General features: G+C 37.7%; 23 protein-coding genes. 19 read left to right on the plus strand and 4 right to left on the minus strand.

Translation table 11 applies throughout. From position 1 onward, the window contains the following. Positions 1 to 10 precede the first annotated feature (10 nt). The 10 genes from BUC21_RS06130 (at position 11) to BUC21_RS06175 (ending at position 9966) form a co-directional block, all read left to right on the plus strand. Positions 11 to 337, plus strand: a complete 327-nt coding sequence (locus BUC21_RS06130; RefSeq protein ID WP_073400273.1) for a P-II family nitrogen regulator — start codon at positions 11 to 13, stop codon at positions 335 to 337. A gap of 20 nt (positions 338 to 357) precedes the next feature. Further along, positions 358 to 723: a P-II family nitrogen regulator gene (locus BUC21_RS06135; protein ID WP_073400275.1), complete on the plus strand. Its 366-nt coding sequence runs from the start codon at positions 358 to 360 to the stop codon at positions 721 to 723. 14 nt (positions 724 to 737) lie between these two features. Beyond that, the gene (locus BUC21_RS06140) at positions 738 to 2369 is read left to right on the plus strand and encodes a nitrogenase component I subunit alpha (protein ID WP_073400277.1); all 1632 of its coding nucleotides are present in this window, start codon (positions 738 to 740) and stop codon (positions 2367 to 2369) included. Positions 2370 to 2390: 21 nt separating this feature from the next. Then, a complete protein-coding gene (locus BUC21_RS06145; RefSeq protein WP_073400278.1) occupies positions 2391 to 3770 on the plus strand; it encodes a nitrogenase component 1 in 1380 nt (459 codons plus the stop codon). Positions 3771 to 4050: 280 nt separating this feature from the next. After that, positions 4051 to 5376, plus strand: coding sequence for a nitrogenase iron-molybdenum cofactor biosynthesis protein NifE (nifE, locus tag BUC21_RS06150; protein ID WP_073400279.1), 1326 nt, complete (start codon positions 4051 to 4053; stop codon positions 5374 to 5376). Between the two features lie 11 nt (positions 5377 to 5387). Continuing rightward, complete coding sequence (locus BUC21_RS06155; protein ID WP_073400280.1) at positions 5388 to 6761, plus strand: nitrogenase component 1; 1374 nt, start codon at positions 5388 to 5390, stop codon at positions 6759 to 6761. Between the two features lie 2 nt (positions 6762 to 6763). Continuing rightward, positions 6764 to 8032 (plus strand): nitrogenase cofactor biosynthesis protein NifB, encoded by a 1269-nt coding sequence (nifB, locus tag BUC21_RS06160; RefSeq protein ID WP_073400281.1) that lies wholly within the window; start codon positions 6764 to 6766, stop codon positions 8030 to 8032. Between the two features lie 31 nt (positions 8033 to 8063). After that, positions 8064 to 8372: a (2Fe-2S) ferredoxin domain-containing protein gene (locus BUC21_RS06165; protein WP_073400282.1), complete on the plus strand. Its 309-nt coding sequence runs from the start codon at positions 8064 to 8066 to the stop codon at positions 8370 to 8372. Between the two features lie 3 nt (positions 8373 to 8375). Further along, complete coding sequence (locus BUC21_RS06170; RefSeq protein WP_073400283.1) at positions 8376 to 9557, plus strand: homocitrate synthase/isopropylmalate synthase family protein; 1182 nt, start codon at positions 8376 to 8378, stop codon at positions 9555 to 9557. Beyond that, positions 9517 to 9966 (plus strand): hypothetical protein, encoded by a 450-nt coding sequence (locus tag BUC21_RS06175; protein ID WP_073400284.1) that lies wholly within the window; start codon positions 9517 to 9519, stop codon positions 9964 to 9966. The genes BUC21_RS06170 and BUC21_RS06175 overlap by 41 nt, the downstream gene beginning before the upstream one ends. Here BUC21_RS06175 and BUC21_RS06180 read toward each other — a convergent pair. From BUC21_RS06180 to BUC21_RS06195, 4 genes are read right to left on the minus strand one after another with little or no spacing between them, the layout of a single operon-like run. Next, positions 9950 to 10189 carry a Nif11 family protein gene (locus tag BUC21_RS06180; protein WP_073400285.1) on the minus strand — a complete coding sequence of 80 codons (240 nt, stop codon included), beginning with the start codon at positions 10187 to 10189 and terminating at the stop codon, positions 9950 to 9952. The two genes, BUC21_RS06175 and BUC21_RS06180, sit on opposite strands and share 17 nt — an antisense overlap. A 19-nt stretch (positions 10190 to 10208) precedes the next feature. Further along, on the minus strand, positions 10209 to 10610 hold the full coding sequence (locus BUC21_RS06185) for a NifB/NifX family molybdenum-iron cluster-binding protein (RefSeq protein ID WP_073400286.1): 402 nt from the start codon (positions 10608 to 10610) through the stop codon (positions 10209 to 10211). Next, positions 10607 to 11083: a GNAT family N-acetyltransferase gene (locus BUC21_RS06190; protein WP_073400288.1), complete on the minus strand. Its 477-nt coding sequence runs from the start codon at positions 11081 to 11083 to the stop codon at positions 10607 to 10609. The genes BUC21_RS06185 and BUC21_RS06190 overlap by 4 nt, the downstream gene beginning before the upstream one ends. After that, positions 11064 to 12647 (minus strand): sigma 54-interacting transcriptional regulator, encoded by a 1584-nt coding sequence (locus tag BUC21_RS06195; RefSeq protein WP_073400290.1) that lies wholly within the window; start codon positions 12645 to 12647, stop codon positions 11064 to 11066. The genes BUC21_RS06190 and BUC21_RS06195 overlap by 20 nt, the downstream gene beginning before the upstream one ends. 823 nt (positions 12648 to 13470) lie before the next feature. Between BUC21_RS06195 and BUC21_RS06200 the strand changes: the two genes are divergently transcribed. The 9 genes from BUC21_RS06200 (at position 13471) to BUC21_RS06240 (ending at position 20731) form a co-directional block, all read left to right on the plus strand. Next, positions 13471 to 14058, plus strand: coding sequence for an LOG family protein (locus tag BUC21_RS06200; RefSeq protein ID WP_073400292.1), 588 nt, complete (start codon positions 13471 to 13473; stop codon positions 14056 to 14058). Continuing rightward, positions 14055 to 15221, plus strand: coding sequence for a DUF4271 domain-containing protein (locus tag BUC21_RS06205; protein ID WP_245797071.1), 1167 nt, complete (start codon positions 14055 to 14057; stop codon positions 15219 to 15221). Before BUC21_RS06200 ends, BUC21_RS06205 begins: the two co-directional genes overlap by 4 nt. A gap of 4 nt (positions 15222 to 15225) precedes the next feature. Continuing rightward, a complete protein-coding gene (locus BUC21_RS06210; protein WP_073400293.1) occupies positions 15226 to 15984 on the plus strand; it encodes a uroporphyrinogen-III synthase in 759 nt (252 codons plus the stop codon). A gap of 93 nt (positions 15985 to 16077) precedes the next feature. Beyond that, entirely contained in the window at positions 16078 to 16470 is a 393-nt protein-coding gene (rnpA, locus tag BUC21_RS06215; protein WP_073400295.1) for a ribonuclease P protein component, read from the plus strand. After that, positions 16467 to 16688 carry a membrane protein insertion efficiency factor YidD gene (gene yidD, locus BUC21_RS06220; protein WP_073400298.1) on the plus strand — a complete coding sequence of 74 codons (222 nt, stop codon included), beginning with the start codon at positions 16467 to 16469 and terminating at the stop codon, positions 16686 to 16688. The genes rnpA and yidD overlap by 4 nt, the downstream gene beginning before the upstream one ends. Before the next feature lie 8 nt (positions 16689 to 16696). After that, entirely contained in the window at positions 16697 to 17329 is a 633-nt protein-coding gene (locus BUC21_RS06225) for a TatD family hydrolase (RefSeq protein ID WP_073400300.1), read from the plus strand. Between the two features lie 66 nt (positions 17330 to 17395). Further along, complete coding sequence (gene tyrS, locus BUC21_RS06230; RefSeq protein WP_073400303.1) at positions 17396 to 18688, plus strand: tyrosine--tRNA ligase; 1293 nt, start codon at positions 17396 to 17398, stop codon at positions 18686 to 18688. 374 nt (positions 18689 to 19062) lie between these two features. Next, the gene (gene kduI, locus BUC21_RS06235; protein ID WP_073400305.1) at positions 19063 to 19905 is read left to right on the plus strand and encodes a 5-dehydro-4-deoxy-D-glucuronate isomerase; all 843 of its coding nucleotides are present in this window, start codon (positions 19063 to 19065) and stop codon (positions 19903 to 19905) included. Positions 19906 to 19936: 31 nt separating this feature from the next. After that, entirely contained in the window at positions 19937 to 20731 is a 795-nt protein-coding gene (locus tag BUC21_RS06240; protein WP_073400307.1) for a gluconate 5-dehydrogenase, read from the plus strand. Positions 20732 to 20775 lie beyond the last annotated feature (44 nt).

Consider the following 20775-nt stretch of genomic DNA (forward strand, 5'->3'; position numbering starts at 1 on the left):
AGGACTTTATATGTATTTATTAAGAGCAATTGTTCGCCCAGAGAAATCATCCGTAGTAATGAAAGCACTATTCGATGCAGGTTTCCCCGCAGTTACAAAACTATCAGTGTTCGGTCGCGGTAAACAGCGCGGTCTTAAAGTAGGAAATGTTACTTATGACGAATTGCCCAAAGACCTTTTAATGATTGTAATTCCTGAAAAAGATAAGGATTTTGTTATTGAAACAATCATGGAAGCTGCCCGTTCAGGAGAAAAAGGACAGTTTGGCGACGGAAAGATATTCGTTACTCCGGTAGAAGAAACCTACACCATCTCCAGCGGTAGAAAAGAAGTATAAATCAAACGAGACTAGGAATTATGAAACTAATATTAGCAATGATTCGCATTGCCAAGATGAGTGACACAAAAATCGCTCTTTCGGAAGCAGGGTTGCCGTCTTTCACCGCCATGCCTGTTCTGGGACGCGGAAAAGGACACGGCGATTTGGAAAAGGCCGCCGACGTAGATCCTGAACATCATGAACTGATCTCGGAGATGCCTCGTCTGAAATCCAAAAGAATGATTACGCTTGTGGTTACCGACGAGAAGAAAGATCTGGCTGTAGAAACACTTATCAAGGCAAATCAAACAGGAAAAAGCGGCGATGGGAAAATATTCGTAATTGATACCGTTGGTTCTATTCGTGTTCGCACGGGTGAATCTGGTGACGAAACATTAGATTAAAGGAGGTTACTGCTATGACAAAAGATACAGAAAAGGATATTAACCTCGCTGAATTTAAAGAAGAGGTACTAGCGGCCTATCCTAAAAAGGTTGCAAAGAAAAGAGGAAAAGCAATTGTGTACAATGATCCTGATGAAATTCCTCAGATTCAGGCCAACGTACGTACAATTCCCGGAATTATTACTCAGAGAGGATGTACTTATGCCGGGTGTAAAGGTGTGGTTCTGGGCCCAACAAGAGATATTGTAAATATCACTCACGGACCAATCGGTTGTGGATTTTACTCATGGCTCACCCGCCGTAACCAGACTCGCCCTGACGAACAGGCTCCTGAGAACTTTATTCCTTATGCTTTCTCTACGGATATGCAGGATTCCAATATTGTGTTTGGAGGGGAAGAAAAGCTAAAGCAGGCCATTCGTGAAGCATACGAACTATTTCACCCGAAAGCTATTGCAATTTTCTCTACCTGTCCGGTTGGATTGATTGGAGACGATGTGCACCGCGTGGCTCGTCACATGACTGAAGAACTGGAAGGTAAAGTAAATATCTTCGGATTCTCATGCGAAGGATATCGTGGAGTATCACAGTCGGCCGGTCACCACATTGCAAACAATGGTTTATACAAAAACCTTATTGGTAATGACGATTCTGTAGATGGCAAATACAAATTCAGAATAAACGTTTTAGGTGAATACAACATTGGTGGCGATGCCTTTGCTATTGAAACATTAATGGATAAGTGTGGTATTGAGCTTGTAGCAACAATGTCCGGTAACTCCACAAAGAAACAATTTGAAACTGCACATACTGCCGATTTAAGTCTGGTTATGTGCCACCGATCAATAAACTATGTAGCAGAGATGCTTGAAACATCTTTTGGTATTCCATGGATGAAAGCAAACTTTATTGGTGCAGAAGCTACAGCAAAAACACTTCGTAAGGTTGGTAAATATTTTGGTGATCAGGAATTAATTGACCGTATAGAGAAAGTGATTGCTGAAGAGATGATCCCAGTAAAAGAGGCTCAGGAAAAAGCATTGGAAAAAACCAAAGGCAAACTGGCTATGCTCTTCGTGGGAGGTTCTCGTGCTCATCATTATCAGGAACTATTCAATGAATTGGGGATGACAACAATCTCTGCCGGATATGAATTCGGCCACCGCGACGACTACGAAGGTCGCAGTGTAATTCCTTCCATTCAGATTGATGCAGATAGTCGTAACATTGAACAAATTACGGTTAAAGAAGATGCCACCCGCTTTAAACCACGTAAAACCGAAGAGGAATTAAAAGCTTTGGAAAAAGAAGGACTGGAATTCAACGGTTACGAAGGTATGATGGCAGAAATGAAGAAAGGAACTCTCGTTATAGATGACTTAAGTCATTACGAGATGGGGAAACTTATCGAGATGTATCATCCGGATATCTTCTGCGCCGGTATCAAAGAAAAGTTCTGCGTGCAAAAAATGGGTATACCATTGAAACAGTTGCATAACTACGATTACGGTGGTCCGTACGCAGCTTTTGAAGGAGCTATCAACTTCTACAAGGATATTGAGCAAATAGCTTGTTGCAGCATTTGGAAAGAAATGAAAGCTCCCTGGGAAAAAGAGGATATCGTCGAAGCAGAATATGTTTATTAACCTGTAAAAACAAAAAGAATTATGTTATTAAAGCACACTACAGATAAAGAAATAGACAGAAAGGCCTTGACTATTAACCCCGCCAAAACCTGTCAACCTATTGGAGCAATGTATGCTGCGTTAGGTATTCATGGATGCTTGCCCCACAGTCATGGCTCGCAAGGCTGTTGTTCTTATCATAGAAGTACATTAACCCGCCATTTTAAAGAGCCGGTTGTAGCTGCAACCAGTTCTTTCTCGGAAGGTTCTTCAGTATTCGGTGGTTCGGCCAACTTGGTTCAGGCAATAGAGACTATGTTCACGGTTTATAAACCAGAAGTTATTGCGGTTCACACAACTTGTCTTTCCGAAACAATTGGCGATGACCTTACTCAGATTGTCTCTAAAGCTAATGACGATGGACTAATACCCGAAGGGAAATTTGTGATTTATTGCAATACACCATCATACGTTGGAACGCATATCACCGGATATTCTAATCAGGTTGCAGCAATGGTAAAGTTCTTCTCTACTGCTACACCTAAGAAAAAGAATGTGGTAAACCTGGTTGCAGGATGGATGGAACCATCAGACATGCGGGAAATAAAAAGACTTGCTCAGGTAATGGAAGCAAGAACAATTATGTTCCCGGACATGACCGGCGTACTTGATACTCCTCTCAACGGTAAATACCACATGTATCCCGACGGAGGAACAACAATTCCGGAACTGAGAGCTACGGGTGATAGCAAATTTACAATCGGCCTTGGACAATATTGCACGGAAGATGCTTGCATTAAACTTGAAAACAAATGCAAAGTTAAGTTTGAAGTGGTAGACATTCCTATTGGTTTAAAAGCAACAGACCGCTTCCTTATGTCTCTTAGCCGTCATGCTAATCTTCCTATTCCTGATAGTATCACAGAAGAACGCGGACAATTAATCGACCTTATTGCCGACAATGCCAAATATCTTTATGGCAAACGCGTAGCATTATGGGGAGATCCGGATACATTGATTCCTCTTACTGAGTTTTTGGTAAGCCTAGACATGAAACCGGTTTATATCGTTAGTGGAACACCAGGAAAACCTTTCGATGAACGTATGTCCGAGATATTAAAAGATATTCCTGAAGCGAAGTTCATGAGCGGTGAACGTGCTGATATGTTCCGTCTTCATCAGTGGATTAAACAAGAAGGGGTTGATTTGCTTATAGGCAACACCTATGGTAAATACATTGCCAGAGATGAAGATACACCGTTTATTCGTTTTGGTTTCCCAATTGCCGATCGCTCCGGACACAACTACTTCCCTAAAACCGGATATGTTGGTGCAACAAACCTGGTTATTCAGATTTTAAATGCTTTTATGGATCATCAGGATCGAACTTGTCCTGAAGAGAAGGTTGAGTTCCAAATGTAATCTATTGAGAGTTGTTAGTTTAAAATGCTTCTGCATCTTTGAGAAAAAGTCATAATTCTCAGAATGCCGGAGCTTTTTTACTAAAGAATAAGAAAGAAAATAATCCTACATAAATGTAAGATTATTCCCGTCTTCCTACTTCCGGGTAATACCGATATTCCCTCTCTTTTATAATGCTTATCTGTAAATATCTGAATTTGAATGCATAGAGTAATCCTGATTAGCAAACTCAACTCTTTGGCATGGTTTTGGTATTATAATAATTAAATGTAAGATCGATATGGACTATATTTTAAAAGAAAGAGAAAAGCAAGTGGCATTCGCAGGAATTAATGCAGCAACGATAGAGTGCAACAAAGAGAGCCTGGCTGGTTCGGTTAGTCAAAGGGCATGCGTTTTTTGTGGTTCCAGAGTTGTGCTCTATCCTATTGCAGATGCATTGCATCTTATCCATGGTCCTATTGGATGCGCCGCATATACATGGGATATAAGAGGTTCTCTTTCTTCAGGACCAGAGTTACACAGACTTAGTTTCTCCACCGATTTACAAGAGAGAGACGTCATCTTTGGAGGTATCGATAAATTGAATGCGGCTATGGAAGAATTGATTGATCTTCATCATCCAAAAGCTGCTTTTATTTATACTACCTGTATTGTAGGAGTTATTGGTGATGATGTGGAATCAGCCTGCAAAGAGATGGCTCTCCGTAAAGGTATTCCCGTTATCCCTGTTCAGGCACCTGGCTTTCAAGGATCAAAAAAAGACGGGTATAAGGTTGCTTGCGAAGCACTCTTTCAACTTGTAGGCACTATAAATAAACCAACACCTAAGTATAGCATAAATATACTCGGTGACTTTAATCTTGCCGGTGAACTCTGGATTTTATTGGAGTATTACAAAAAGATGGGTATTCATGTTAACGCCACAATCACCGGAGATGGAAGAGTTGAAGATATCTGTAATGCCCACAATGCTTCCTTAAATGTTGTTCAATGTTCCGGATCCATGAACTATCTGGCTCAAATGATGAAAAAAGAATATGGTATTCCAAGCATGAGGGTTTCCTATTTCGGCATTGAGGATATGAGTGATGCGCTTTACGATGTTGCTTCTTTCTTCAAAAGTGAAGAAATGATGGCTAAAGCCAAAGAGCTAGTCCGCACAGAATTTACCCGACTTATGCCGCAACTTAAATGGTACAAGGAAAGACTGCAAGGAAAAAAGGCGGCAATCTATGTGGGTGGTGCTTTCAAAGCTATTTCATTAATAAAAGCTCTTCGCCTGATAGGTGTTCAGACTGTTATTGTTGGATCACAAACCGGAACCACTGAAGATTATGAACTCATTAAAAAACTTTGCGATGAGGGCACAATTATAGTTGATGACTCTAATCCTGTTGAGCTATCTCATTTCGTAAAAGAAAAGCATGCGGATATTTTTATTGGAGGAGTAAAGGAGCGCCCCATCGCACATAAGATAGGATTAGGATTCTGTGATCATAATCACGAAAGAAAAGAGGCTCTAGCCGGTTATGAAGGAATGATGAATTTTGCACGTGAGATTTATGCGACAGCAATGAGTCCGGTATGGCAATTTACTAAATAAACAAGTATAATATGGAGAAGCAATATATATCAAACCGTAATGCATGCAAACTATGTGCCCCACTAGGTGCATCTGTAGCATTAAAAGGAATAGAAGGATGTGTTCCGCTTATCCACGGCTCACAAGGGTGTGCAACATATATTCGCCGGTATATGATTAGCCATTATAAAGAACCGGTAGATATTGCTTCATCAAACTTTAGTGAAGCTGCTACTGTTTATGGGGGAAGCCGGAACTTTATCACAGGAATCAATAATATTATAAGGCAATACAATCCTAAAGTTATTGGAATTGCCTCTACTTGTCTAAGTGAGACAATAGGTGAAGACTTACCCGGATTGATCAGAGATTATAAAGAGGCAAATAAAGACAAGGAATTGCCTACATTTATCAATGTATCTACAGCAAGTTATTGCGGCAGTCATATTGATGGGTTTCATAATACTTTGCTGGCAGCTATAAAATCTTTAGCCACAAACAAACTCAAAGGAGATTATATAAACATATTCCCTGGATTTGTTTCTCCTGCAGACATCCGTTACCTGAAAGAGGTTCTTGATGATTTTGGTATTAAATACATTCTTTTCCCAGACTATTCCGAGACTCTTGACAATGAGCATTGGAAAGATTATCAGTTGATCCCCCAGGGAGGAACTCCCCTGAGTGATATAATGCGTACCGGAGGAGCTTGCGCAACAATTGAATTAGGTAATGTATTTAACAAGGGAGCCGTCAGGAGTAATGCAGGCAGAGTCCAGACTGCTGGAGAATGGTTAGAAAATGAATTTGGAGTAAAGAACTATCAGATAGGAATGCCTATTGGAATTAAATCTTCCGACAGCTTCTTCAATATATTGTCTGAAATCAGCCAGAAGAGCGTTCCTGAGAAACACCGGAAAGAACGGGGGCGTTTGATTGATGCTTATGTAGATGCCCACAAATATGTATTCGGCAAACGTGCCATGATTTTTGGTGAGGAAGATTTGGTCTTAAGTCTTGCCGGTTTCCTAAAAGAAATAGGTATAGAACCTGCTCTTATTGGATCAGGAGGAAACAGTGGCTTGCTGAGATCAGAAGTAGAAAAATTATTTGATCAGGCAGAAATTCCAATAAGTGTACTAAGTGGTTCTGATTTTGAAACAATGCGCGAACAGGCTGAAGAATTAAATCCAGATATATTAATTGGAAATAGTAAAGGGTATTACATTGCCCGGGAACGTAAAATTCCATTAGTCAGATTAGGATTTCCCATTCACGACCGCTTTGGAGCAGCTCGCCTGCATCACATTGGATATAGGGGGACTCAGGAATTATTTGACCGCATTGTAAATGCATTAATAGAATATAAACAAGAAAACTCTCCTGTAGGGTATAAATATATTTAGTTATGGAAACAACAGAAAAAAAACATGTTCATCCCTGCTTTGACGAAAGTGCAAAACATTCTCACGCAAGAGTACACTTACCTGTAGCACCCAAATGCAACATTCAGTGCAACTACTGCAACAGGAAATATGATTGTGTAAACGAAACTCGTCCCGGAGTTACATCATCTGTGCTTGCTCCTTTTCAGGCTGCCGATTATCTAAAGGCACTGGATGCAAAGCTCGACAACTTATCTGTTGTAGGTATTGCTGGCCCTGGAGATCCTTTTGCCAATCCGGAAGAAACATTGGAAACAATGCGGAGCGTTAAGAGTATTTTTCCTGATAAGATTTTCTGCCTATCAACAAATGGTCTTGATTTAGAACCTTACATTGATGAGATAGCAGAACTTGGTGTTAGCCATGTTACAATAACCATAAATGCTATTGACCCTACTATCAGTGCTAAGATTTATAAATGGATACGCTATAACAAGCATGTATACAGAGGTCTTGAAGGAGCAAGAATTTTACTTGAAAGACAATTAACTTGTATTCCATTATTAAAAGCAAAAGGAATTACAGTCAAGATAAACAGTATTATTATCCCAGGTATTAATGAAGATCATATTCCGGAAGTGGCTCGTAAATGCGCTGAGCTGGGAGCAGATGTAATTAACTGCATTCCACTAATTCCCACTGCTGAAACAGGATTTGCAGATACGCCTAAACCCGATTCAAAGATGATCTTCAAGACCCGGACTTTGGCATCGGAGCATCTGAAATTAATGAGCCACTGTGCACGTTGCAGAGCCGACGCCGCCGGTTTACTTGGGCAAGATCTTGAAGGGACTCATGCATTATTGAAAGAATATGCTTCACGTCCGGCTTTCGATCTGGCAACTCGCCCTTACGTAGCAGTGGCAACTCACGAAGGGTTACTGGTTAACTTACATTTAGGAGAGGCTACTTCTCTGTATATCTTCAAACAGTCTCCGAAAGGTTTCCAATTGGTTGAAGAAAGAAAAACACCAATACCCGGTGCAGGAGACCAAAGATGGGTAGACATGGCTCGTTCACTAAATGATTGCAGAGCAATACTTGTATCGGGAGTTGGAGAAAATCCTAAAACAATACTCAATTCCTGTAATGTACATGTAATAGAGATGACGGGATTAATAGACGATGGGCTTGATGGAGTATATAATAATAAACCGATCAGAAGCATAGCTAAACCGGATGCCTTTAAATGTGGCAGTGGATGCAAAGGTAACGCCCAGGGATGTGCATAATTTTATTCAATAACAATAAATCAAGAAAGAAATGAAAAAGCCAGCTTATCACATTTTAGTGTGTAATTCTTATCGGGTAGCAGGAGAAGCACAAGGTGCATGCAACAAAAAAGGTGCAGCCGGACTGCTACAATATCTAAGCGAAGAAGCATCAGACAGAGGATTAGATGTAGCAGTATCTACAACAGCTTGTCTGAATGTATGCTCCCAAGGACCAGTAATGGTTATTCATCCCAACAATTATTGGTATGGAGGGGTTGATAGTGAAGATGTAATAGACGAAATACTTGACGCTCTTGAAAATAATGAGCCATGTGCCAAATATCTGATATCTGACTAAATAATGAAGAAAATTAAGAAACCATATTATATTGATACAACTTTACGTGACGGTGAACAGGCTCCTGGTGTTATCTTCTCTTTAGATGAAAAGATAAAGGTCTGTTCACTATTAGATGAAGTTGGTATTCCCGAACTTGAAATAGGAACTCCAGCTTTGGGAATAAAAGAGGCTCAGGAGATAAATATAATCTGTAAACAAGGATTTAAATTCAAAACTCTTGCATGGTGCAGAGCAAATAAGAAAGATATTCTTTTAGCTGCAAAAAGTGGAACTAATGGAGTACATTTATCATTTCCTGTTTCTAAAATTCTTCAAAAAGCAATGGGAAAAGATGAAGAGTGGGTTTTGCAGAATTTACAGGAAATGTTTGATTTTGCATCTTCTCAATTTGAATATGTAACTATTGGTGCTCAGGATGCCACAAGAGCCAATTTATCTTTCCTGAAAGAATTTATTGGGCTTAGTATATTTTTAGGAGCTTCTCGGGTTAGGATAGCCGACACTGTTGGTACATTAAGTCCAATTTCGTGCTTTAAACTTATTAAATCCATTCGTGCAACATACAGAGATTTACCGTTAGAAATACATGCACATAATGATTTAGGGATGGCAACTGCTAATACTGTTGCAGCATACTTAGCTGGAGCCGAATGCCTGAGTGTAACAGTTAACGGACTTGGTGAACGCGCTGGTAATGCTGCTCTTGAAGAAGTTTCAATGGCTTTAAAAATAAGTGAAGACATTGATTGCGAATTAAATACTACTCTTTATTCTGAGATTTCGAATTACGTTTCTGAGATTTCAAACAGAATATTACCCGAAAGCAAACCTATTACCGGAAGCCTTGTTTTATCACATGAATCTGGCATACATACTCAATGTCTGCAAAAAGATAGAAGAACCTATCAATTAATTGAAGCTTCTGAAATTGGAAAATCAGAGCAGGATTTCATTATAGGGAAGCACAGCGGAAAATCAACAATAAGATATTACCTTCAGAAAGCAAATTTGCCTGATGATGACACTATTTGCGACATGCTATTATTTAAAATAAAAGAAGAAGCTGTTAGGAAGAAAAAGTGTTTAGATGAGAAAGATTTATATCGGATTTATTGGGATATAAGAAAAAAGGAGAAATATTATGGAGAAAGAGAATATACAGGAATCTATCGTTCCAGATGATGATATGTTGTTATTAGCCAACAGCTCTCTTGAATATGCGAATAGTTATTTAAAGACTCTTGAAAATAGTTTAAATAAGAAAACACATTTCACAAAGGATCTTCTTTATAATATTGCTGTCATGGCATTTGAAAAATACTTTGTGAGTTTATTAGCCCGATATAATTGGAGTGCTACTCATCACATGCCTGTTGCACTCTATAAAGAAGCAGAAGAGTTTGAGAATGAATTAACTGAGTCAATGAAAATGACATCAATTTTAGTGGGTAAATTCGAGGGAATCTGTTCTCTGGAAGGCTTTGGCTACCGGACTCCCGAAATAGAAGAACTAACAGAGATGGTCAAGGGTATGACAGAGATTAAAGCGTTGGTAGAAAAACGATTGTCAGAAGTCAATGGAACAAAGTAAACCACGCCTCTACCTGCTTAATTTTATCAGCATCTTCGTAAGATTGGCATTTAAAAAGCATTATATTTATAGCTTCTTCAAACTCTTCTTCAGTGAAAAGCATTAACTGAGTTTGGAGAAAAGCCAATAACTCTTGTTTTGTTTTGCACTTGTAACATTCAGTTCTCAACAATTTATCGCTGTCAACTTTAGATATAAAAGTCATTGCATTCTTTATAGACATAACACTTTCTTTTTAAATATTACTTTTCATTGCATTCAGTAGAACAGACTGAACATTGACCACCACATATTTGAATATCAGCATAAGAAGAAATAGCATCACACAAATGCAACTTACTTTGATTGAACAAATCAATATTTTCTTTTAAATTAAAACCTTCTGATAAATAAACTTTTACTCCTTTAAGAATAAATACCTGCAATGCCATAGGGTGTATGTGTTTGGTAATCACATTATCTACATCTTTAGAAATTAAAGCAGGCAAAAGTTCGCCCATATTACTGGCAAGATCGGCTATTCTTATCCATGAATATTGATCTGAATCTTTATTATAAAGACAAAGTGATCCTGTTGAATTAAAGCCGTTGGCTATATCGTACTTATGTTTACTATCATCTATTACAGGAATTGCTATTTTCATTCATCAATTGTTTTTGTCCAAAAATACATGTTAGGGATACATTCTTTGAATCCCATACTTCTATAAAGGTTTTGAGCTACCTTGTTATCTTCCCTCACTTCAAGTGAGATTTTACAATATTTCCTCAATTCAGAAATATGAATAAGCTCTTCCAGCAGTAATCGTCCCAACCCTTTGCCTCTATATTTATCATATATAATTAAATCGTGCAGATTAATATATGGCTTTACTTTAAACGTTGAGAAATTAACGAAACAAGTAGCCAATCCTGCAATCTTTTGATCATAAATAATGAATAAGACAAAAGAAGAAGGATGATTAGCCAACCCGTCAACTAAGCGCAATTGACTCCTCTTGTTGAGTGGTACAGAGTCACCCATCGGATCAGTCATGTAGTGATTAAGCAAATCAACCAATGCATCAAGATGCATGGGATTCTCATAATCACAGAATTCAAATTCTATCATTTTCATTAATCATTTTAGTTTTAAAACGTTTAGGATCAATTTCGTATTTCTTTATTCGAATACCCATCATACGCTCAGTAATGCCTAATTGGTCGGCAGCTTTTGCCATGTTTCCCTTACAGGTAATCAGCGTATCCATAATAATCTGCTTTTCCAGTTTACCCAGAATTATTTCCAAAGTGCCATTTTGTTCAGTCTCACTTGTTACAGCCGTTTGCAAAGTTGGTGGTAAATTAGTTGTTCTGATCACATTATCATTACTAAGGATACAGGCTCTTTCAATACAGTTTTCAAGTTCACGTATATTTCCAGGCCAATGATAAACCATTAACGTATCAATTGCCATGGCAGTAATTCGCTTGATATTTTTTCCTAGACGCTTATTAAATTTATCAATAAAAAAATCTGCGAGGACAGGTATATCATTAATTCTTTCTCTTAAAGCTGGAACATAAATAGGAAAAACATTTATTCTGTAATAAAGATCTTCCCTAAATTCCCCTTTTGCAATAAGATCTTCAAGATTACGGTTTGTTGCACATATAATTCGTACATCTACTTTAATAGGTTTTGTACTTCCCAAACGTTCTATTTCTCTTTCCTGCAATACACGTAATAGTTTTACCTGAATTGCCGCCGGTATTTCTCCAAACTCATCTAAAAAAATGGTTCCTCCATCAGCGGCTTCAAAACGTCCAATCCTTTGAGCACTTGCACCGGTAAAAGCTCCTTTTTCGTGCCCAAAAAGTTCACTTTCAATCAGACTTTCAGGTAGAGCAGCACAATTTACTTTAATAAATGCTTTATTTTTCCGGGGACTATTATAATGAATGGCATCTGCAATAAGCTCTTTTCCTACTCCGCTTTCTCCTCTTATCAATACCGTTGCTTCAGTTGCTGCCACACTATCAATCAGATTAAAAACTTCATTCATTTTTCCAGAATTACCTTTAATATAATCAGGCATTATACGATTTCGCAGTTCACCTTTCAACTGCCTGTTTTCATTCAGCAGTTGTTCCATCTCTTCAGCATATTCCTGCCTGCGACGAATAGTTCTGCCAATCATGGAAGCAACAATCTTCAATAAACGAGCATCTTCATTAAATGAAATATTCCTCAGATAGGCCTTATGAAAACTAAGAGTTCCTATGATTTCGGCCTTATAACGAATAGGTGTACAAATAAACGATACCTCAATACTGTTTATTGATGTTGGGGCATGTGTAAGATTCAGGAAATCCTTTGAATCTTCAATTCTTGGAACCAGAATTGTTTCTCCACTTTTAATCACTTTACCAATAATGCCTTCTCCTACCTGGTAAATTGCATTCTTTTTATCGTCTTCTGTAATACCGTATGAGCCTTCAATAAAAATATTGGAGCTTTCTCTGTTTAATACAGTCAGGATAATTCTTTCGGCATGCAAATGCTCACAAAGGAGCTTAATCACATCATCCAAATTAACCTCTTTATTGCTAAGCATATTACTAAGTTTTAGCAAAAGATTAAGCTCTTTTACACCATAGCACTCCCCTTCTCCGAATTTACACAAAGATAGCTTATCCATATTTATTCTGGATTAATGATTATATTTTAATTCAATAAGAATTATTATGATCGCAAATATAACAAATTAGTTCTCATTTTGAAAATAAACCATTCTCTTTGTAATCAAATTGATTAATTATAATAATATCTCCACTTCCTGAGGAAGTTTTCAAATCAACTTTAAGAAATAACTGCTTTAATGTGACAACCTGTAATATCACTCCTGGCTAAAGCTAATTAGTTTGCTAAAATTATAAAGCAGGCTCGGGCGGAACGAAAGTTATCCTTCAAAAATCTTCCGCCAATAAATAAAAATTAAACCTGATAAATCAGGCAAGATAACCTGAATAAATTTTAATCATTCAGCATGTAATCGAGACCTATTTTACTTTGGCTTAATAAGAGACAAAAAACATCTACTAAACAGCTACATAAAAAATGAAAAACAGGCATCAGCACAAGCCATTTTTAATTAGAAATCAGAATTTATTACACTTTAAACAGTTATAATTCAATCATTAAACACTTTTTAACTCGCATATACTGCAAAAGGATACAAAACATAAGGTTATTTTCTGACAATACGTTTTACTTTTTGAGTTAACTAATTGATTATAAGCTGCGGAAAAATTGGTTTCACCCCCTATAATAACAAAAAACAGGGATAGTTTTTCCGCAACATCAATGTCCATTCACGAAATAATCCAATGAACACAATTATCAGACATACACTATTTGTAAAATCTAAACGATTCCTTAAATAACATAATTCCCTGTTATAAGAGCCATAATACAAAAAGAAATGATTAATTTTGCGGCGAATTGTAAAACTGACTACAAGGATGAATAACATTAATTCAGTATGTGTATATAGTGCTTCGAGTACTAAAATTGATCAGACATATTTCAATGCAGCAACCAAACTAGGTCAACTCCTGGCTCAAAAAGATATTCGTCTGATAAATGGTGCAGGAAGTATTGGATTAATGAGAGCGGTTGCCGATGGTTCACTTCAGGCAGGCGGACAGGTTATTGGTGTTATCCCACGCTTTATGGTGGAACAGAACTGGCATCACAAAGGACTGACAAAACTAGTGGAAGTGGATTCAATGCACGAACGCAAAAAGTTAATGGCAGATCTTTCTGATGGTATAATAGCCCTGCCGGGAGGATGTGGTACATTGGAAGAACTTTTGGAAATTATCACCTGGAAGCAATTGGGGTTATACTTTAATCCGATTGTTATTCTAAACGTGAACAATTTCTTTGACCCGCTATTGGCACAACTTAACGAAGCCGTTGAGCAAAACTTTATGCGTCCGCAGCATGCCGCAATATGGAGCGTTGCCAGTACTCCTGAAGAAGCTGTAAATTTACTTTTCACCACCCCGAAATGGGATAAAGAAATACGCAAGTTTGCAGCAATATGATAATTGAGTTAAACGATAGCATCCAAAAACCTCAGGTTGTAACTCAGACTCAGGCCCCCGCTAAAGTCCAGACACAAACACAGACTTCTGCAAAGCCTCTGAATACAGCTGTGACTAAACCTCAGAGCAAGGTAAATACAGGAAATACAGCTAATGCTCAAACCAAATTATCATCTCAGGTTCCCAATAAGTCACAAGCTTCAACTGCTACTGCGGCAAATAATCAGGTTCAGAACAAATCAGTTGATGGAAGTCAGACTTCAACAAACACTCAGCCTCCGGCCAACAGTCAGATTTTATTCCCTATTATTCAAAACGATTCAATTAAGAAATCGCTTACTGAGAAAAGCGATACAATTAGTAAAGCAAAGGAAGATTCTGTAGCATCAATGCCTCTGTTTTATAAGAACCATTTTATTCCGGGAGACTCAATAAAATGGACATCATTAGGGCATCAACCATCAGGATTTAGTGGCATAGCAATACCATATCGCCTGCGAACAGATGATGTTATTACAGGGCTTTTGTTACTTTGTTTTATCATAACAGCATATGTATTTGCATTTGGTAAAAAGAGCCTTATCGAACAAGCAAAGAGTCTTTTCAGCAGAAAAGATCAATCAGACCCTTTTGGAAGAGGAACAGCTTCCGAGCTTCGCCACAGAATAATGCTCCGGATACAAACCTGCATTTTATTAGGCATCTTTATCTTTAATTATTTTCATGATTATAATCCTTCTCAATTCGAAAGAAGTTCCATTTATATATTATTAGGTACATATACGGCAGTATGTGTAACATATTATGCCTTAAAATGGATTATTTATAAGTTCCTGGGATGGATTTTCTTTGATAAAAATATAACATCATCCTGGTTAGAGTCTTATTCAACCATTATAAATTACCTTGGTATTTGCACTTTTCCATTAATTTTATTGATGGTATATTCTGAATTATCAGCATCAACAATTCTAATAATAGGTTTTATTCTGATAATAATTGCTAAAATACTCATGTTCTGCAAATGGTTAAAGCTTTTTTTCAGCAATTTGTATGGTCTTTTGTATTTAATTGTGTACTTTTGTGCGCTTGAAATTTTGCCCTGCATCCTTTTGGTTCAGGGACTATTACAAACAAATATCATATTGGAATTAAAACTTTAGGATTTTGAAAATAAAGAAAGTACTCGTATCGCAGCCTAAACCAGCCTCAGAGAAGTCGCCATATTACGACATTGCTGAGAAATACGGTGTTAAGATTGATTTCCGCCCTTTTATTAAGGTCGAAAGTGTATCTTCAAAAGAGTTTAGGCAACAAAAAGTGTCTATATTAGACCACACTGCCGTGATTTTTACATCACGTCATGCAATAGACCACTTTTTTAGTCTTTGTTCTGAGCTTCGTATAACGATTCCTGAAACAATGAAGTATTTCTGTATAACAGAAGCTGTAGCTCTTTACATACAGAAATATGTGCAGTACCGCAAGAGAAAAATATTTTTCGGTGCAACAGGAAAAATTGACGATCTGGTTCCCTCAATCGTAAAGCATAATACAGAGAAGTTTCTTGTTCCGATGTCTGATGTGCATAACGATGAACTAAAAAACCTTCTTGATAAAAACAAGATCAATCACACGGAAGCCGTAATGTATCGCACTGTAAGCAATGACTTCCAGGAAGGTGAAGAATTTGATTACGATATGCTGGTATTCTTTAGCCCATCAGGAATATCTTCTCTGATGAAGAACTTCCCTGATTTTGATCAAAAAGATATTAAGATTGGATGCTTTGGCCCTACTACAGCAAAAGCTGTTCGTGATGCTGGATTACGTCTTGACTTAGAGGCACCAACAGTAAATGCCCCTTCAATGACTGCAGCTCTTGATAATTTCATCAAGGAAACGAACAAGGGAGAAAAGAAGTAAATTCAATTATTAATTAATAATTCAATTCCGAGAGTTTTGTATTCACAAAGTTGTAACTTTGCGAATCAAAACTCTCGGCGTTTTTTATAGAACATGGATATACAAAGTAACGGACTAAATAAAGCTGAACGATTAAACAGCAAAAACACAATTGATGAATTGTTTTCGGGGAATAATAAATCATTCTCTGCATATCCCTTACGAGTTGTATATATGCCTGTGGAAAAGAAAGAGTACGCTTTAGCTTCCATACTTATAAGCGTTCCAAAGAAAAGATTCAAGCGCGCTGTAAAAAGAAACAAAGTAAAACGGCAGATAAGAGAAGGCTACAGAAAAAACAAACACGAGCTATTGAATGTTTTAAAGGAGAAAGAGAATGGATTAGCCATCGCTTTTATCTACTTGAGCAATGAAATACAACCAACAGAAGCAATTGAGGAAACAATAAAAAAGATTCTGAATAAGATTATAGAGAAGATACAATGAAAAAAATACTTTCGTATATTCTTTTACTGCCTATCTACTTCTACAGGGCATGCATTTCTCCAATGACTCCTGCCTCTTGCCGATTTATGCCTACATGTTCGCAATATGCCATAGAAGCTATAAAGAAACATGGGCCTTTTAAAGGACTATATCTGGCTATCAGAAGAATTTTGCGCTGCCATCCATGGGGTGGCTCCGGCTTCGACCCGGTTCCGTAATCTTATCTATGGATATTTTAGATATACATACTCATTCCAGTAAAAGCAATCCTTCACAGCATATATTCAGTTGCTTGCCTTCTGCTTTTTCACCGCTCGAAGGAGGATATTACTCTGTAGGTATTCATCCCTGGAATATCAATGCCGGCGTTAAAAGCGAATTTGAATATCTTAAAGAGATCAGCTCTCATCCCCAAATTATTGCTATTGGTGAAGCCGGACTAGACAAAATGATTCCTGTAGAATTATCTTTTCAGGAAGAGGTGTTCGGGTGGCAAATCAAACTATCGGAGGAACTTGGGAAGCCACTTATTATCCATTCGGTGAAGACATCAAATGAGATTATACAGCTAAAAAAGAAATACAACCCCAAATCTCCCTGGATATTTCACGGATTCAGAGGCAAAAAAGAACTTGCAGAACAATTAATTGCTCACGACATCTATCTTTCGTTTGGAGAAAAATATCAGGAAAGCGCAATGACCAGCATTCCTTTAGACCATCTCCTTTTAGAAACAGACGAAAGCAACAAGACAATTACTGAAATCTTTGAAGCTGCAGCCAAAAGCCTCTCACTTCCTGTTGAACAATTAATTACCAAAGTTCAGCAAAACATCTCAAGGCTCTTTTTTAATCAATAAGTTTTGCTTGTTCAAATAAAGAGTCGTACTTTTGTAATCATAAATAATAAATAAAAGAATCATTCGATGAATTTTGTAGAAGAATTAAAATGGCGTGGAATGGTGCACGATATGATGCCCGGCACAGAAGAGTTATTAGCAAAGGAACAAGTTACTGCTTATTTAGGTATTGATCCAACTGCTGATTCATTACACATTGGCCACTTGTGTGGTATAATGATGCTGCGTCACTTCCAACGTTGCGGACACAAACCATTAGCTTTGGTAGGTGGTGCTACAGGTATGATCGGTGACCCTTCCGGAAAATCTGCAGAAAGAAATCTACTTAACGAAGAAACTTTGCGCCATAATCAGGAATGCATCAAAAAACAATTGGCTAAATTCCTTGATTTCGATTCAGCTGCATCTAATGCTGCCGAACTAGTGAACAATTACGACTGGATGAAAGACTTTTCTTTCCTTGATTTTGCAAGAGAAATTGGAAAGCACATCACAGTAAACTATATGATGTCTAAAGATTCTGTAAAGAAGAGACTTAGCAGCGAATCAAGCGCCGGAATGTCTTTCACAGAATTCACTTATCAGCTATTGCAAGGATATGACTTCCTTCACCTTTACGAAGCCAAAGGATGCAAACTACAAATGGGTGGGTCTGATCAATGGGGTAATATTACTACCGGAACAGAATTAATTCGCCGAAAGGTAGGAGGAGAAGCTTACGCTTTAACTTGTCCTTTAATCACAAAAGCGGATGGCGGTAAGTTTGGAAAAACCGAATCAGGTAACGTTTGGTTGGATGCGAAATATACTTCTCCTTACAAATTCTATCAATTCTGGTTGAATGTAAGTGATGACGACGCGGCTAAATACATCAGAATATTCACATCTTTGGAAAAAGAAGAAATTGATTCATTAATTGCAGAGCACTCTGCAGCTCCTCATTTGCGTACACTTCAAAAGCGTTTAGCTAAAGAGGTAACTATCATGGTTCACTCCGAAGAAGATTACAATGCAGCTGTTGATGCTTCAAACATATTGTTTGGTAATGCAACATCTGACGCTTTAAAGAAACTGGATGAAGATACTCTTCTTGCAGTATTTGAAGGTGTTCCTCAATTTGAAGTATCTAAAGAACTGCTTTCTCAAGGAATAAAAGCCGTAGACTTATTTACTGAGAACGCTGCAGTATTTCCATCAAAAGGCGAAATGCGCAAACTGGTTCAAGGCGGTGGAGTATCATTGAACAAAGAAAAGCTTGCAGCCTTTGACGAAGTGATCAATACAGAGAATCTATTGGACAGCAAGTACTTACTAGTTCAGAAAGGAAAAAAGAACTATTACCTGATTATCGCAAAATAAAAAATATCTTAAAAAGTTTGGAAGATACAGCCAATTCAGCTATCTTTGCATCGCTTTTTAAGGAAAGCTATAAAGTTTGTCTCATGGTGTAATGGTAGCACTACAGTTTTTGGTTCTGTCAGTCAAAGTTCGAATCTTTGTGAGACAACAGAAAAGAGTCTTAATTATCAAATGATAATTGAGACTTTTTTTATTCCCCTCCACTAGGTAGAATAATCTATTCAAACGTATCTAATTATCAGTCAAAAGCAATATTTACATGAAATGGAACAAAAATGACATATAATTGGATCAATTTTACCACATTAAGAATAATCATTTTAGTAACTTTGCAATGTAGCCAATTATACAAACTACTAAAATCCATATAAAAGATGAAGACAAATTATGAGATTCGTTATGCTGCGCATCCTGAAGATGCTAAGAGCTATGACACAAAAAGAATTCGCAGAGATTTTCTGATCGAAAAAGTATTTACTGCAAACGAAGTAAATATGGTATATTCAATGTACGACCGCATGGTTGTTGGTGGTGCAATGCCTGTTGGTGAAGTTTTAAAACTAGAAGCTATCGATCCATTGAAACAACCAATATTCCTTCGTAACCGCGAAATTGGTATGTTCAATGTAGGAGGTCCTGGTATTGTAAAAGTTGGAGATGCTCAGTTTGAATTAGATTTCAAAGAAGCTCTTTACTTAGGATCGGGCGACCGTGAAGTTACTTTCGAAAGTAAAGACGAAAAGAATCCTGCTAAATTCTACTTCAACTCATTAACAGCTCATAGAAACTATCCTGATAAGAAAGTTACTAAGGGAGATGCGGTAGTTGCAGAAATGGGATCTCTTGAAGGATCAAATCACCGTAATATCAATAAGATGATTGTAAACCAGGTATTGCCTACTTGCCAGATTCAGATGGGTATGACTGAGCTTGCTCCGGGAAGCGTATGGAACACAATGCCAGCACACGTTCACTCTCGTCGTATGGAAGCTTACTTCTATTTTGAAGTTCCAGAAGATCAGGCTGTATGCCACTTTATGGGTGAAGTAGACGAAACTCGTCACATCTGGATGAAGGGCGATCAAGCTGTTCTTTCTCCAGAATGGTCAATTCACTCTGCCGCCGCAACACACAACTACACATTTATCTGGGGTATGGGAGGTGAGAATCTAGATTATGGTGATCAGGATTTCTCAGCAATCACAGATTTGAAATAATTACTCAAAAAACATAAAATCATATAAATCAATGGCAAATTTTTCATTAGAAGGTAAAGTTGCACTTGTAACAGGTGCTTCTTACGGAATTGGTTTCGCTATTGCTACAGCTTACGCAAAAGCAGGAGCAACAGTTGTATTCAACGATATCAAACAAGAATTGGTTGATAAAGGTATTGCCGCTTACGCTGCAGAAGGTATCAAAGCTCACGGTTATGTGTGTGATGTTACTGACGAAGACGGAGTAAACGCTATGGTAGCTCAGATTGAAAAAGAAGTTGGTGTTATTGATATCCTTGTTAACAACGCAGGTATCATCAAACGTATTCCAATGATTGAAATGAGTGCTAAGGATTTCCGTCAGGTTATTGATATTGACTTGAATGGCCCATTCATCGTATCAAAGGCAGTTATTCCTTCAATGATCAAAAAAGGTCACGGTAAAATTATCAACATCTGCTCTATGATGAGTGAACTTGGCCGCGAAACAGTATCTGCTTATGCAGCTGCTAAGGGTGGTTTGAAGATGTTAACTCGTAACATTGCTTCTGAATATGGTGAATTCAATATTCAATGTAATGGTATCGGCCCAGGTTATATCGCAACTCCACAAACTGCTCCATTGAGAGAAAAGCAAGCTGACGGTTCTCGTCATCCTTTCGATTCTTTCATTATTGCTAAAACTCCAGCTGCTCGTTGGGGAACTCCTGAAGATTTGGAAGGTCCAGCTGTATTCTTGGCTTCTGATGCTTCTGACTTCGTAAACGGACATGTTCTTTATGTAGATGGTGGTATTCTGGCTTATATTGGTAAACAACCTCAATAATTAACAATATAATACCAATGTGCCGGTGTACCTCTGAAAAGAGA

This window comes from Bacteroides luti (genome assembly GCF_900128905.1).
GTDB lineage: Bacteria > Bacteroidota > Bacteroidia > Bacteroidales > Bacteroidaceae > Bacteroides > Bacteroides luti.